13 protein-coding genes and 1 pseudogene are annotated in these 14,466 nt (G+C 42.5%); 7 read left to right on the forward strand and 7 right to left on the reverse strand.

All coding sequences use genetic code 11. The features are described 5' to 3' along the window. Positions 1–25: 25 nt before the first annotated feature. The 5 genes from HRT96_RS09060 to HRT96_RS09080 all read right to left on the reverse strand — a co-directional run bounded on the left by HRT96_RS09060 (position 26) and on the right by HRT96_RS09080 (position 5,232). Entirely contained in the window at positions 26–1,198 is a 1,173-nt protein-coding gene (locus HRT96_RS09060) for a dihydrolipoamide acetyltransferase family protein (protein ID WP_293155229.1), read from the reverse strand. Next, complete coding sequence (locus HRT96_RS09065; protein WP_293155232.1) at positions 1,198–2,175, reverse strand: alpha-ketoacid dehydrogenase subunit beta; 978 nt, start codon at positions 2,173–2,175, stop codon at positions 1,198–1,200. Before HRT96_RS09065 ends, HRT96_RS09060 begins: the two co-directional genes overlap by 1 nt. Further along, the gene (gene pdhA / locus HRT96_RS09070) at positions 2,172–3,278 is read right to left on the reverse strand and encodes a pyruvate dehydrogenase (acetyl-transferring) E1 component subunit alpha (RefSeq protein ID WP_293155235.1); all 1,107 of its coding nucleotides are present in this window, start codon (positions 3,276–3,278) and stop codon (positions 2,172–2,174) included. Before pdhA ends, HRT96_RS09065 begins: the two co-directional genes overlap by 4 nt. After that, positions 3,271–4,344, reverse strand: coding sequence for a Glu/Leu/Phe/Val dehydrogenase dimerization domain-containing protein (locus HRT96_RS09075; protein WP_293155238.1), 1,074 nt, complete (start codon positions 4,342–4,344; stop codon positions 3,271–3,273). The genes pdhA and HRT96_RS09075 overlap by 8 nt, the downstream gene beginning before the upstream one ends. A 201-nt stretch (positions 4,345–4,545) precedes the next feature. Further along, positions 4,546–5,232: a helix-turn-helix domain-containing protein gene (locus tag HRT96_RS09080; RefSeq protein ID WP_293155241.1), complete on the reverse strand. Its 687-nt coding sequence runs from the start codon at positions 5,230–5,232 to the stop codon at positions 4,546–4,548. Between the two features lie 401 nt (positions 5,233–5,633). Between HRT96_RS09080 and HRT96_RS09085 the strand changes: the two genes are divergently transcribed. From HRT96_RS09085 to HRT96_RS09095, 3 genes are all read left to right on the forward strand, one after another. Next, a complete protein-coding gene (locus HRT96_RS09085) occupies positions 5,634–5,798 on the forward strand; it encodes a hypothetical protein (protein ID WP_293155244.1) in 165 nt (54 codons plus the stop codon). A gap of 90 nt (positions 5,799–5,888) precedes the next feature. Further along, positions 5,889–6,392, forward strand: a complete 504-nt coding sequence (locus tag HRT96_RS09090) for a nitrilase-related carbon-nitrogen hydrolase (protein WP_293155247.1) — start codon at positions 5,889–5,891, stop codon at positions 6,390–6,392. After that, entirely contained in the window at positions 6,317–6,850 is a 534-nt protein-coding gene (locus tag HRT96_RS09095) for a nitrilase-related carbon-nitrogen hydrolase (RefSeq protein WP_293155250.1), read from the forward strand. Before HRT96_RS09090 ends, HRT96_RS09095 begins: the two co-directional genes overlap by 76 nt. A 204-nt stretch (positions 6,851–7,054) precedes the next feature. Here the strand turns inward: HRT96_RS09095 and HRT96_RS09100 are convergent, their stop codons facing one another. Beyond that, on the reverse strand, positions 7,055–8,218 hold the full coding sequence (locus HRT96_RS09100; protein WP_293155253.1) for an Imm49 family immunity protein: 1,164 nt from the start codon (positions 8,216–8,218) through the stop codon (positions 7,055–7,057). A 474-nt stretch (positions 8,219–8,692) separates the two neighbouring features. Here HRT96_RS09100 and HRT96_RS09105 point away from each other — a divergent pair. The 4 genes and pseudogenes from HRT96_RS09105 to HRT96_RS09120 all read left to right on the forward strand — a co-directional run bounded on the left by HRT96_RS09105 (position 8,693) and on the right by HRT96_RS09120 (position 12,043). Next, positions 8,693–10,191: pseudogene (locus HRT96_RS09105) on the forward strand (ISNCY family transposase). A gap of 521 nt (positions 10,192–10,712) precedes the next feature. Next, positions 10,713–11,087 carry a hypothetical protein gene (locus HRT96_RS09110; protein WP_293155256.1) on the forward strand — a complete coding sequence of 125 codons (375 nt, stop codon included), beginning with the start codon at positions 10,713–10,715 and terminating at the stop codon, positions 11,085–11,087. 113 nt (positions 11,088–11,200) lie between these two features. Then, a complete protein-coding gene (locus HRT96_RS09115; protein ID WP_293155259.1) occupies positions 11,201–11,494 on the forward strand; it encodes a hypothetical protein in 294 nt (97 codons plus the stop codon). A 306-nt stretch (positions 11,495–11,800) separates the two neighbouring features. Next, a complete protein-coding gene (locus tag HRT96_RS09120; RefSeq protein WP_293155262.1) occupies positions 11,801–12,043 on the forward strand; it encodes a hypothetical protein in 243 nt (80 codons plus the stop codon). Between the two features lie 156 nt (positions 12,044–12,199). Here HRT96_RS09120 and HRT96_RS09125 read toward each other — a convergent pair whose 3' ends face one another. Continuing rightward, positions 12,200–14,230: a leukocidin family pore-forming toxin gene (locus HRT96_RS09125; protein WP_293155264.1), complete on the reverse strand. Its 2,031-nt coding sequence runs from the start codon at positions 14,228–14,230 to the stop codon at positions 12,200–12,202. Positions 14,231–14,466: the final 236 nt, after the last annotated feature.

Below are 14,466 nucleotides of genomic sequence, written 5' to 3' on the forward strand. Positions count from 1 at the left end.
ATCTCGTAATCACGGGGTACTTGTATTAACTATCCAGCGCTAGGTCTGCCATTAACACAGCTAAGAATCGAGCGGCTTCGCCACCAGTGATAGACCGATGATCAAAGGTTAATGACAAGGGTAACAAGGTGAGTTCGACAATTGTCCCTTTACCATCATCCGACGCTGTCTTGTTTAAATTAGTGTAGGCAAGTTGCTGAAATAATCGGCCGGTACCAAGGATTGCTACAGTAGGGGGCATGACGATTGGATTCGCATATTTACCGACCATACTGCCAAAGTTAGATAGGGTGATGGTATTGCCGCGTAAATCGTCCGCCGCTATTTTTCGCTGTGAGACTAATTCTTTGATGGTATTAATTTTGTCACGCATCGCGCGTGCACAGTAACGTTGCGCATCGCGGATCACTGGCACAAATAAGCCATCTTGGGTATCTACCGCTAAACCTAAATGCATGGGTTTAATGATACGACGACCAATTGCATGACTGTCATACCAAGCATTCAATGTTGGTTCTGCTGCACACGCAAGTGCCATTGCTCTGATTAAGCGTACCGTGATATCACCCAGAGCAAACCACGCTGTAATATCAGCATCATCATGGAGCGTCACAGGAACAACTTCGGCATGCGCTTGGGTCATCGCTTTGGCCATACTGCGGCGAACACCTTTCAGTGGTACGAGTTCACCCACATCTGCAAATATTTTAACCACACGCTCTACGTCTGCAGCTGTAATGGTACTGTGTGGGCCAGAAGGTGTAACAATGCTTAAATCAATATTGTATCGATGTGCTAATGCCCGTACTGCTGGCGTTGCTTTTACGCCAATACTGTTGCCCGATACCGATTGCGGCGTTTCTTTTAACTTAGTGTCGGATGTATGCAATTCCCCAACAACAGATGTCGAGGCTTTTACTGGTTCGCGTGTTGCAGCACCATTTTCACTCGATATTACGGTGCCCTCTTCTACGAACTCAACAAGTGGATCGCCGGTATGAATAATGTCACCACGTTCACCATACAGTTTCACCACAATAGCGTTTTCAGGACACGGGATCTCGACAATGGCTTTTGCCGTCTCCATCGACACCATTAACTGGTCTGCCGTCACGACATCACCAGGTTTAATAAACCATTCAACAATTTCAGCTTCGGGCAAGCCTTCCCCTAAATCAGGTAATTTGAAAATATGCATCAGAACTCCATGACTTTGTTAACGGCGGTAATAATTTGCGCAACGCTTGGCATATAATATTTTTCCATTTTAGCTAAGGGCATTATGGTGTCATAACCGCTCACGCGTATGACCGGAGCCAACAACGTCATCAAGCCTTCCTCAGCAATAATGGCTGCGATTTCAGAAGCTACCCCACCACTTCGAGCTGCTTCAGACACGATCACACAGCGACCCGTTTTTGCTATCGAGCTTAATATCGTGGTTTTATCGATGGGTTTAATCGAGGCAAGATCAATAACTTCCGCCGATATATTACGTTCCGCCAACTGATCTGCTGCTTGTAAGGTTTCGTATAACATTGCTCCCCAACTAATTAAAGTCACGTCAGCACCTTCGCGCAGGGTAAAGCACACATCTAACGGTAATGCTTGGCCGTTATTATCAACAGATTCAGTTTGTAACCGGTATATACGCTTTGGTTCTAAAAACACTACAGGATCAGGGTCTCGAATTGCAGCCAGCAACAAACCGTAAGCCCGTCCAGGAGAAGATGGAATAACCACACGAATACCGGGAAGATGCGCAAAAATAGCTTCGGTACTTTCACTGTGATGTTCAGGTGCATGAATACCACCACCATACGGCGCACGTAACACCATAGGACAGGTTAAACGGCCACGCGTACGATTACGCATTCGACCGGCATGACATAAGAATTGATCGAATGCAGCATAGATGAACCCCATAAATTGAATTTCGACAACGGGTTTCATCCCCTGCGCTGCAAGACCAATTGCCATACCGCAAATGAGTGATTCGGCTAAGGGAGTATCAATAACGCGCTCACGCCCAAACTCTGCCTGTAATCCTTCTGTCGCACGGAAAACACCACCATTAGCACCAATGTCCTCACCCAGTAAGACGACATTTTCATCTTCTGCCATTGCATCAAACAAGGCATGATTAACTGCATCAATGAGTGTCATGTCCTTCATTTTTCACCTTCCTGTGAGACCGTGTTTCGAACTTGCTCTAACTGGTCTAAATACTGATCGGGCAAGGTTTCATACAGATATTCAAACATGGTGGTTGGCGACGCAGGTGGAATAGCAAGATAGCGCGTTACCGCGGCATCAATCTCCTCACTACACTCTTTTTCTAACAGCGTTATGGCGGCATTATCAATGATCAATTCATCCATGAGTAAATTTCGCAGTCGAGTCATGGGCTCTTTCTGCCAAGCTTCTCCGACATTATCCTCATCACGATAACGAGAAGCATCATCGGCAGTGGTATGATCGGATAACCGATAAGAAATGGTTTCAATTAGATGCGGTCCTTGCCCTTCTCTGGCTCTGTCGATAGCGGCTTTAATTTTGATATAACAAGCAATCACATCATTGCCATCTACTTGTTCGCAGCTAATCCCACCAGCAATGGCTTTTTGCGCTAATGTTTCACAACTCGATTGCTCATCGCGCGGCAAAGAAATAGCCCATTGGTTGTTATTGATAATAAATACTAGGGGTAACTGCCATACTCCAGCGGCATTAACTGATTCATAAAAATCACCCTTGGATGTCGCGCCATCGCCACAAACAACAACTGCAACACGTGGCTCTTTACGTAACTTCATGGCATAACTGATACCAACAGCATGGCAACACTGACTAGCAATAGGGATGGTACAAGGCATATCTTCTCGCGGCCCCTTAAAATCCATCCCCCGCTCATCCCCACCCCAGTACATTAAGATCTCTTCGGGTGTTACCCCACGAATAAGTACCGCAGCTGTTTCTCGGTAAGCTTGAATAAAAACATCTTCTGCGCGCATCGCTTTACCTATCGCCGCCCCTACCGCTTCTTGACCTAGGCAAGAGGCATAAGTACCAAGACGGCCGGTACGTTGTAACGCAATGGCTTTACAATCAAAAGTGCGGGTAAATAACATCCATCGATAAAATTCAACAAGCAATTCGTTACTCACACCGGCGGCAGAAAAATATTTAAAAGGTTCTGACAGTTTGCCTTTTTCATCAAGATATTGGGTATAACCAACGCGGAATGTACTTTCGACCTTAACGGTATTTTTATTCATAATCAGCTCCGGAAAATGGTCCCGTCAGTATCTTTTCAGCTAAACTATTAGCGACATCAACTGTCGAACTGTTTTGCTGCTCTGCTTGGATAAATATAGCTAATAGCGTGTCATACAAGGCCGCCAATTTATGCTGCACCACATCCGGTTTATTAAGATAGGTGATCTGTAATACCCCCCCGGAATTAATGACATAGTCAGGCGCATATAAAATGTCTTTGGCAGCCAACGCATCCGTCATATTCGGATGTTGTAATTGGTTATTAGCAGAACCAGCAATGATGGAAGTGTTTAATTGGGCAATAGAATGTGCATTAATCACTTGGCCTAATGCACACGGTGAAAAAACATCACAATGAACAGCATAAAGGTCATCACCAGTGACAATATCAGCGCCGAATTCATCGACCAGTCGCTGTGTTGCTTGCTGATTTGGGTCGGCGATCGTTAACTTGGCTCCGTCATTGTGCAGTAACTTCGCCAATGCATAACCTACATTCCCAACACCTTGAATTGCCACATGAAGCCCGGCAAGTGACTCCTGTTGCAACTTAAATTTAACCGCCGCTTTTATCCCATAATAAACGCCTTTCGCTGTATGCGGAGACGGGTCTCCCGACGCTAACCCTGCCGTTGTCGTGCACATAACATGGTTTGTTTGACTGGCGATTACGTCCATATCAGCAATCGTCGTACCGCTGTCCATGGCAGTAATGTAACGACCACCTAAACTTTCAACAAACCGCCCAAACGAGGTAAACAGCGCCTTACGATCCGTTAAATTTTTAGGTTTTAAGATAACCGCTTTACCGCCACCAAAAGGTAGTCTATTTATTGCCGTTTTATAACTCATGCCAGCCGCTAAACAGCAAGCGTCTTTAACAGCAGCATGAGCTGAAGGGTAATTAATCATTCGGCAGCCACCAATAGCAGGGCCTAACTTGGTACTGTGAATAGCGATAATGGCTTGTAACTGCGTTTCTGGATCACGCCAGAAGTGCACATCGCTGAATGGATATTGTTCAGCCATGTCAAATAGATCGGTAGACTCTATAAAGCTTGCCATGAACGGTTCTCCAACCTTGGGTTGTGAATACCCTGAAGACGCACAGTTAATTACATTTTAAGTCATTGGGTATAAAGGAGGTTACTCTATGGATAACTATAGACACGATACGCAACAGTGCCCATTCGCAAACCCTTTATCGTGACGAAGAACGCGTCAGCGGTGAAAGTCTAAAAAATGAGCTAAGGACATCTCAAGCAGCTAGGCTAGTCTGCTCTTAATACTAGAAAATTCGCTGAAAGCTAACCATTGTGGGATGTTTTGCATCAGATATGAGGTACCACTAATAACCAAGTTACCATTAGACTCAGCCTTAGATAGGTTGGTGTCGCCCAGCCATAACTGAGTCATTGTTTTTAGGTCAGTAATGAAATTTATATCAGGATCAAATCCTGGATCATCAACACAGAGATCAATTTCACCATTTTCTGCCAGCAACCACCAATTGCGATAGACTTTACTCAAATCTTTAAATTCAAAATGTAATACAGTGCGGCCCTGAGGTAATGCTGAACTATTAATAGTGCGGCGCATGTCCCACATTAACAATTCGACACTCAGATCATCATCCGACATTTGACTTCGCACCCAACGAGATCCCCACTCTCCCAGCCCCATCACAATAGGCTCTAGTTCGCGCCCAGCTTGAGTGAGATGATACTCATTACTCCGGTTATCACTGGACCGTTTAAGCTCGACCAGACCACGTTTTTGCAAAATATTGAGTCGTTGCGATAGCATAGTGGGAGAGATTAATGGCAAACCACGTTTAAAATCATTATAACGGTGACTGCCGCACAACAGTTCACGTATTAACAACAGAGTCCAACGTTCCCCCAGCGCCTCGCAAGCTTTGGCGATAGGGCAAAACTGTCCGTAACCTTTCATTTTCATCCCCCCCTTAGGCCGCTCCAATAACGCTACAGTTTCCGTAGTTTAAGCTACAGTTTCCGTACTTGATGAATTATAGACGATCAACTGTACTTGAAGTATCACACCACCAATATAGAAGCTTCAACATGGACATTAAAAATACATACCAAGGTAGCTGTTTTTGCGGCGAGGTTAAATTTACTGTCACAAGTGAACCAAACCTGACGGCTTATTGTCATTGTGACTCCTGTCGTCATTGGTCTGCTGGGCCTGTAAGTGCTTTCACTTTATGGCAACCCTAATCCCTAAAAATTACTCAAGGGCAGAACAAAATTAACAGCTACAACAAAACACCCGGCAGTACTCGTAAGTGGTGTAAGTGCTGTGGAGGCCACCTTTTTACTGAGCATCCAGACATGGGATTAACAGACGTGCCCGCTGCTGTACTACAGGATTTTTCCTTCGAGCCGACGCTGCATGTCAACTACAAAGAATCAGTGCTGCGGATAACAGATGGTTTACCCAAAATAAGTGATTTACCAAAAGAGGCTGGAGGTTCCGGTAACTTATTAACTGAATAATTACTAAGCCATATATATCCAATCCAGATGCTCACTAATCACCATGTGGCATAAAAATGAAATTATTTACTCACTCACGGAGAAACACTCATGAACATAAAAGTTGCAATTGCACAAAAACCACCAGTGCTGCTCGATCTTGAAGCATCAATCAATCAGGCTGTGGAAACAATCAACGAAGTAGCAGATGAAGGAGCGCAACTGGTCGTATTTCCCGAGGCATTTCTGCCAGGTTATCCCACTTGGATATGGCGGCTCCGTCCAGGGGGAGACATAACTCTTGGTAATGAAATTCACACGAAATTAAGAAATCATGCAGTCAATATCGCTAACGGCGATCTTGATAGAATCTGTGAAGCTGCGACTAAAAATAATCTTGTTGTGGTGATGGGAATGAATGAGATTGACTCGGAATTTAGCGGCACTACATTATTTAATACTGTGGTAGTGATCGGATTTAACGGTGCTATTTTAAACCGCCACCGAAAAATGATGCCAACAAACCCCGAGCGTATGGTTTGGGGGTTTGGGGATTTGGCGATGCCAGTGGCCTCCGAGTTGTTGATACTCCTGTTGGTAGGATCGGTTGCCTGATCTGCTGGGAAAATTATATGCCATTGGCTCGCTACGGCCTATTTGCTCAAGATATAGATATTTATATCGCTCCAACTTGGGATAGTGGTGATACTTGGATCGCTTCAATGAATCATATTGCTCGCGAAGGTGGTTGCTGGGTTTTAAGCTGTGCTACAGCAATACAAGGTAAAGATATTCCAGAGACGTTTCCACAACGAGACGAGTTGTTTCTAAGTGATGAATGGATAAATTCGGGCGATGCTGTCGTAGTTAAACCTTTTGGTGGTGTTGTAGCCGGTCCGCTCCATCAAGTGAAGGGTGTTTTATTTGCCAATATAGATTTAGATGCAGCTCGAGATTCTCGCAAAGCTTTGGATGTAACTGGTCACTATAATCGACCTGATATTTTCCATTTAGAAATAGATCGTCGCACAATGCCTCCGCTAACATTCATCGATAACACGACTATCGACTAGTACAATAACCCAGCCATTTTTGTCCAAGAATGAGTTAGCTAGTCTTGCTAACTCAAAATTGCCCCTTTCTGCGTTAGTGCTTTTACTCAGCAGCAATAAGGGCATAGTTATTTGCCATCGATTTTCTCATGTAAAACATCTCCACCTATGGAGATGGAGATGGAGATGGAGATGTTTAGTTTAAAAGAAGACTATCGGTAATAACTAATCATACTCAATAAACCTCACATTCGTGATAGCCTCTTGTGAAAATTGTGCGATAAACGCCTGCCAGCGTGTTGTCATAGCTGCTAACCAAGCTTGCGGATCTTGTATTAAGCTTGGCTCCATAGAATAAAGCGTTAGAACCCAATCGTCTCCAAGTACCTCGATAAAAATTTCACCAACAATATTTTTGTTGATCTGTTTAGAATCAATATCACGGCCAATAACATCACAAAGAGGCGGTAATTCTCGTTCTTCTTTTGCCCACTTTAGCGCTGCTTCGTAAATATGCCTCGATTCAGGTTGAGTTCTGGGCAAATGTTCCGCGGTAAACTCAAAATCACTGCATATTGGCTTAGGTAGTGCTTTTATTTCCGGAAAGGCCTCATCGTAAGTCGGAAACTCGCCTTTTACTAGCCACTGCGGCATATAATCAGTTTCAACCTCTGGTACTAGGCCGAACCTATCATAGGCATAAGCCGCAATGCCCGTGATACAAAGCGCAATCATTGCCTCTGCATCATGTGACCTATCTTCATTATCATAGTAGGCTTTATGTGCCTGCAGTGCGTGCAACAAGCTACTCTGATAATGTGATTCTCTCTCTGCGCTGTGAACAACGCAGATCAATTCAACCAAGGGTAAATAGAGATGATTAACGTATTCTTTCTGCTCCTCCCACTCCACATAAAAATGAGCAGACGCTTCTACCACCTTGTCTCTTAGCTTACGCATATCTGCGTAGGGGTTAAACATACCTTTGCATAGTTCGGCAAATGCAAGATTAAACCCATTAATCTTACCCGAACTATATGGCTTTGAAATGATATTATCAGCAACTACCTCACAACTATGCCCTTCTAACGTGAGTGTTATCTTTTTACCTTCATGTAACTGAGAAAAGACACCCAACATCCCTGACTCTGGAAATGTATACAGGTTACGCATAATTTGGGTTTTAGGTTTATTTAGTAAATAACTTTTCCCAATTAAAGCTTGTAATCCATTTACACTACATAAATTCCGATAACGACTTGCATTAAAATTACTTAGTTTTCGTCTTTCCCAATTTTTAATATCACTGACATAATCTGAATTTATTCCTTCCTGTATTGAAGGGCTAAGAGTGTCGAACTTATTAAATCTATGATGTATCAATGTCATGTTGGTTTTCCTACTATCCGCCATTAAATGTCCATATAAATAAAATTAATCATGTCCGAAAATACAGCCTAAAATTAACGTGTTAAATGACTAATCTACTGATTCTATGATAGTTTAATGTATTGCTACGATTTTTTATATATGTTTAAAAAGGGCTTATGCAGATTTTTGTATAATTAACTTAGGGTTACAGCTGTATCAGTCACGCTAAAACACTAATTGAATACGTCTACATATCGACTTAGCATAGTTTCTGTAATGCGAATAATAGGCACTGAAGCTTAAGCTCCAACACGGTTTTGTCCAAGAATGAGTTAGCTAGCCTTGCTAACTCAATGTGAACACCAAGGGACTCTGTCGTACCATAACTACCAAGCGACTCTGTCGTTTTTATAATTACCAAGGGAAATTGACGGATCAAATTTTTAAGTAATCCTCTGAGTATCACTGTGTACTTTTCAGAGGTTACTAAGGATGATCGTGATGAATTCCCAATCCCAGCTCACTGTTGATGTGATTGCTAAGGTTGCTGAAGGCAAAATTAGCATTCTTAATGCCTCAAAACTGCTCAATAAGTCCAGTCGAACCATTGAACGTTATCTCCGCCGATATAAAAAAGATGGCATTCGTTTTGTTATCCATGGCAATACGGGGAAAACACCAACCAACAAGATCCCCGACTCATTGAAGCGACAAGTTCAGTCACTCATTAAAGATAAGTACTATTATTTCAACCTGTTGCACGTCATTGATATTTTGAGGGTGAGAGAAGGAATTCAAGTGAAGCGTGAAACGCTTCGCTCTTGGGCTCATGCTATTCACCATGTGAAACGGGCTAAACATCGTCGTTCAAAAGTGAGAAGAAGGCGTGAACGGATGGAATCATCGGGATTAATGCTGCAAATGGATGGCTGTCCACACCTGTGGTATGGGGATAAGAAGTCTTGCTTAATATGCGACCAGTGATATCCATGCTGAATTCTTTCCGTCCGAGACTACCGATGGTTGCATGAAAGTGATGAAGGCTTATATCGAGAAGCGAGGGCTGTTTAAAACTCTGTACGTTGATAGAGCGGGCATTTTTGGGGGACCTCTTCTCACAAATGCAAAGGGCATGTGAAGAACTCGGGATCGAGATCATCTTTGCCAATTCACCCCAAGGTAAAGGTCGGGTCGAACGCGCATTTGATACCTTCCAAGACCGCTTGGTTCCAGAGCTTCGGTTGGCAGAGATAACGGACATGGACAGCGCTAATCATTACCTGAAAAATACCTTTATTCCAGATTATTGGTTGAAACAACTCACTGTCCATGCAAAGAATATTAATTCGGAATTTAAACCAGTCCCAGCGTACATCAACCTTGATGCTATCTGTGTTCAGAAATAATACAGAAAAATCCGTCGTGATCATACCTTCAGTTACAACAACACCATGTACATAATCGATTCCCCTTTAAGGCATTCAATCGTGAACCAGAAAGTAGAAATACGGAAACAGTTGGGTGGCGGCTTTACCGTTTATTTTGCCGATAGAAAGCTCATCACGTCTGAAATCAAGGAACCATGCAAGCTAACTGAATACGGGGAAGAAGTGCAGAAAAAAATCGATGCCATTGACCTCGCAGAAGAGCTGGGTAACTTATCTGAAGCGGCTCGAATAAGTGGTTGCTCAAGGGAAAGCATCTACAATAATCGACGCCTGCTTGAAACTCAGGGACCTCTGGCGCTTAAACGGATGTATGGTATCCCTCGTCATACCAATCGTATAGACCAAGATGTTGAAGATAAAGTCATAGAGCTAACATTAGAAAAACCTCACCTGACCCAAATCCCTATCAGCAGTGAAATGATGATAAGACACAATATATCAATCAGTCACTCGACAATTAGAAATATCTGGGTAAGAGAAAAACTGAATACTAAGGTGTTACGGATCGAACGTGCAGGAGCATTAGCGAAAGCAACATATTAAAATGAGGGGGGTGGACTAAACTTAACAGTGTAAATGACAAAGTCCCACGGTAATTACTCCGTCACACTCCCTCGGTAATCACATAATAGGACTAACTCAAAATTGCCCCTAAATGCCTTAAGTAACTGCTCACCCAAAATATATTCATATCGTTATTCCATACATTAAATCATGAAAAATTGATCGGCTGAGTTGATTATATTTATGGATAAAGAAAATTGCTAGATAGGATGATTTTATACAGTGTTATTGGCATTTTGGTAAACTGAGTCTCAATTTGTCAAAAGGCAATCAGGTTTATCTTGAACCATGAAACTAATATCAATATAATCAATTACATAGCTAGTTTTGTATATAACTTACAAGACTAAATAAATAATTTACAGGACGACTCGTTTTCCCATAAACATGTAATTAATAAATTTGAAGTATAATCTTACTTTTCAATTAATCACCTTTTATTGAGGAATGTATTTGGCAAATCAAGAGTCCTGTTATACAAACGTTACATGTCATAAATTATGAGTATCTACGAAGAAGAATTAGAAGGTCGAGAGTTCGATTGGTTCGCAATAGATAGCGAAGGAAATATCAGCTTATTCTCAACTGCTGGTGAAGGCTCAATACCTTGCCTAGTTATTGAAAGTTATGCGGAACATGACGATATTTCGGAGCGACTCGACTCCCCAAATTGGGGATGCTCAGAAGTTTGGTCTGATTATGCCCAACTTGGGTTTTATGTGTTTGACTGGAATTTACATGGTGGCCCCTATAAAAGAGAACGTGAACCTACGAGTAATATGGACACTGAGTTAAAGAGAAAATTAATGGCAATGGCTAGTATTCCTTCGTTACCAGTAAAGTTCACGGAACTAAAGGAAATGGCAAATGTGTAGCTCAGCATGTAACAAGTCAAAGCACTCTGACTTGGTAATGCTGTCCCCTTTTTTATTCCCAAAAGCCGCCAACTTCACCAAACCGGTGTTTCGGCGTTGGTACCTAGGAAAGTATGAAGCAAATATTCAACGGAATTGATGTAACTTTGATAAACGAGCCTCATTATTCGGTCAATTCGACAGATAATATTCGTTCATATGAAGTTGAACTCTGTAGAAATAAAAAATACCGACATTCTTCAGCACATGGTTTATTCGTTGGCGATATCGATAGCCCTGAATCATCAGTTATATTTTTAGGTGTTGGCGGTGCGACAGGAGTGCACGAATACTCTTTCACCATTAACGACGATATTTGTTATGTTGCTTCAGGAGACTCTATTTATTCTCTTAAGCTTCCACACTAGAACTTATTTGGGTTAAAAAAGTTGATTTTGCTACTTGCTTTGGTGTCGTTTGGGTAAGTGAGTACGATTGTTTAATTTCTTGGGGTGAATTAGATATACGCCGATTAAAATCCAATGGAGACAAAATCTGGACAGTATCAGGCCCAGAAATTTTCACAGAGGGTTTTGAGTTTGCTGACGACAGCGTATTAGTTACGGATTTCGACGGTATTGCTCATAGAATATCTATTGAAACAGGTCTGTCGGTGCAAGTCGGAACATAACAAGAATTTAAAGTGAGACTGCTAACAGTTTGCTTGGAGAGTGATGAGTAAGGAAGTTAAAGTTGAAGTAGCAATATATAAGTTTACTGCAGCAGACCATAGATACTCAGTTCAGAGTAAACTTGGTGTGCCTGATGGTATCAGAGGTTGTTTTGGCAAAAGGAAAATATTTTTGATATCCCAATATGGCCAAGTAGAGTTTCACTTCTCTCCTCAAGACGCCCTTTTACTCATTCATAGTGAAAATGAGTTGGGTGAATCGGTGTTGAGTGAAAAGTTTGAATAGCGAGCTTAGGCATTTAACAAACCAGTCCATCGGACTCGGTAAACGCAGAAAGTCGCAGCCAGCACTGAAATTCCAGTACTAGAAAGGACTCTCTGCGAATGGCAAAACCTTCAACCAGTGAACTGACTGGTAAGGCAGCCTATTAATGAGTTCGGATTAGATTTCTATTATCTCATCACAGCTACTATGACCAATATATTCCCAGTCCAGACTGCTGGTTTGATCTGTTGGGAAGGTCCCATACTTTTCTGTATTCAGGCGGAAGTAGTCATTGGTTTTCGTGTAAGGGTTGCGATAATAATAGACATCGCCAACATTGCCACTCAGGGAAACATCCCACGGGTGGATATTGCAGAACCCTGCTGCCTCGCCTGTATCATAGATGTTAGTGCTGAACGTGAACGTACGATTTTCAGCTCCCCTCTCTGACGAATTTGAAGACAAGAACAACGTATTGTTCTCGGTCTTGGCTGATAATACCCGATCGTCGAACTCATTCTTCAACAGGTCATCGTTCCAATCCCACTTCTGCGTCAGAGATGGCGTACATTGGCTAACCCTGCTCAGGTCGTCGCCGTCCAGGCACTGCGAAATATCATCGACTGACACATAGCGTCCCAGTTCATCGTAGATAAAGGACTGTTTAGTATCCTTACGATCACAGCCTACAAGCGCAATAGTGCCGTTATTACTGTAATCAACAGAGATACATTTATTTTTAAACGCACCCATTTGCAAATTCACCGGATTGCCACCTAGGAAGATTGCATGATCCCAATTCACTGTAAAGGTGCGCTCTACATTCACACGCTTCGGGGTAAAATCACGTCCCTGAAAACTTCTCCAACCACCAACACCAATGAAATGTCGATAAATACCCATACGGATTGGGCTAAAGTTGACTGATGTATCGATGGTGAAACTGGTCTTGCCTGTCTCATCAGAGTTAGCTGCATAGAACACCTCCATCTGAGGGGTGAAATTGCTGTAGCCAATTGGCTTGATCAGAGACTTGTTAATGATGTCATTAGGAAAATCGGAGATCAAGTCCAGGGTGGATAGGGTTCGAAGGTCGTCTGCTGATTTATATTCTTCTCTCTGCCATGTGGTGACAAATGTGCGATCATTCGGGGTGGATAATTTAATGGCGTAATCCGTTGTTTTATACGAGAACCATTTTTGTGAAGAGTAAGAAGCATTAGCTTCCAATTTGGCTTTCGGTCCATCTTCACTCACTTCAACACTAGTAGTTCCACCAATGGTGAAGCCTTGAACCTCTCGGTGTTCATAATTACTCTGAACATTGTCCGTTGGGTATTTATAAATAATCCTTGCCTTACCGTTCGACGAAGAGACACCGACCTTATAGTCAAGGGCAATGGCATCATAGGTGTACTCTCCTATCCAGCCATCAACAATGCTAATGTTGCCAGGTCTAAACCATAACGTTCGGTCAATGCTGTCATTCAGATGTATACCACTCCCCCGGGAATCCCCAGCCAGCGTCACACGTACCAGTTTTTTATCAGGCGCAGTCTGACTGCCGAATTTGACAGGGAGTGAACGCAAGAGATCCACTTTATAAATTAGAGATATGTTGGGTGTATCGCAATAAACCGATTTGTCTGATGAACCCCATAATTGCCCCGAACTAAAACTGCACTCCCCATCAGATATAGGACGGTTAGCTGACACATAGAAAGAAAGCGCCGGTGAGCCTTGTGACTTTTTAATGGTCAGCGGTGCAGAGAAGGTTGTGATATTTGCTGTTTCCAGTGCACTGACATTAGGGTCTTCTGGGCTGCTGACTGGAGTATAGAGGAGTGAACCTTTGAATGCGGAAATAACAAGGAAGTCTTGCTCAAAGGAAATACCAGTAATTTTACTGACTTTATCGAGCGCACGTTGTTTCTGTTCAGGGCTGGTTAACGATGAAAAATCTAACAGGTACTTATTTTTATTACCGACAACCTCCCGTTCAATATCCTGTAAGGTCAGTTTTTGTAACTCACCGCCTTCCTTTAAAAGCGAAGCTGCATTGAAATATACAACATTCTGGCTGTTAGTTAACTGTTTAACAATATTGACTGCACCATCCGTCATATTGTTTGTGACTTCAAAGGGTTGGCTTAATACAGCCGAGGATGCCAGCAGCAGTGTACTGAGCATAAATACGTTTTTTTTCATTTTATTTTTTCCTATTTATTGACCTAATATCAGATAATTAACAACCATTCTAGATCAAATACTGGATGATTGCACCACTTATTAAGCAAATACCGGACGATTAACAACCAATAGCACCTACCCTGTTGATCTCCCACTCTAAATACAAATAATTATCATTACATTTAGATGCAAATAGTTGAAAGATATTACAAGTCGGACTGACCTTACCCGATTTTCGGAAATCAACGGCCTAC

Source organism: Moritella sp., from assembly GCF_013215705.1.
Taxonomy (GTDB): domain Bacteria; phylum Pseudomonadota; class Gammaproteobacteria; order Enterobacterales; family Moritellaceae; genus Moritella.

What these genes read in the sequence shown, in the direction of transcription:
- HRT96_RS09080 (WP_293155241.1), bottom strand. Translation starts at nt 5,232, where the DNA reads ATGAAAGGTTACGGACAGTTTTGCCCTATCGCCAAAGCTTGCGAGGCG.
- HRT96_RS09120 (WP_293155262.1), top strand. Translation starts at nt 11,801, where the DNA reads ATGAGTAAGGAAGTTAAAGTTGAAGTAGCAATATATAAGTTTACTGCA.
- HRT96_RS09110 (WP_293155256.1), top strand. Translation starts at nt 10,713, where the DNA reads ATGAGTATCTACGAAGAAGAATTAGAAGGTCGAGAGTTCGATTGGTTC.
- HRT96_RS09060 (WP_293155229.1), bottom strand. Translation starts at nt 1,198, where the DNA reads ATGCATATTTTCAAATTACCTGATTTAGGGGAAGGCTTGCCCGAAGCT.
- HRT96_RS09075 (WP_293155238.1), bottom strand. Translation starts at nt 4,344, where the DNA reads ATGGCAAGCTTTATAGAGTCTACCGATCTATTTGACATGGCTGAACAA.
- HRT96_RS09090 (WP_293155247.1), top strand. Translation starts at nt 5,889, where the DNA reads ATGAACATAAAAGTTGCAATTGCACAAAAACCACCAGTGCTGCTCGAT.
- HRT96_RS09085 (WP_293155244.1), top strand. Translation starts at nt 5,634, where the DNA reads ATGGGATTAACAGACGTGCCCGCTGCTGTACTACAGGATTTTTCCTTC.
- HRT96_RS09115 (WP_293155259.1), top strand. Translation starts at nt 11,201, where the DNA reads ATGAAGCAAATATTCAACGGAATTGATGTAACTTTGATAAACGAGCCT.
- pdhA (WP_293155235.1), bottom strand. Translation starts at nt 3,278, where the DNA reads ATGAATAAAAATACCGTTAAGGTCGAAAGTACATTCCGCGTTGGTTAT.
- HRT96_RS09065 (WP_293155232.1), bottom strand. Translation starts at nt 2,175, where the DNA reads ATGAAGGACATGACACTCATTGATGCAGTTAATCATGCCTTGTTTGAT.
- HRT96_RS09125 (WP_293155264.1), bottom strand. Translation starts at nt 14,230, where the DNA reads ATGAAAAAAAACGTATTTATGCTCAGTACACTGCTGCTGGCATCCTCG.
- HRT96_RS09100 (WP_293155253.1), bottom strand. Translation starts at nt 8,218, where the DNA reads ATGACATTGATACATCATAGATTTAATAAGTTCGACACTCTTAGCCCT.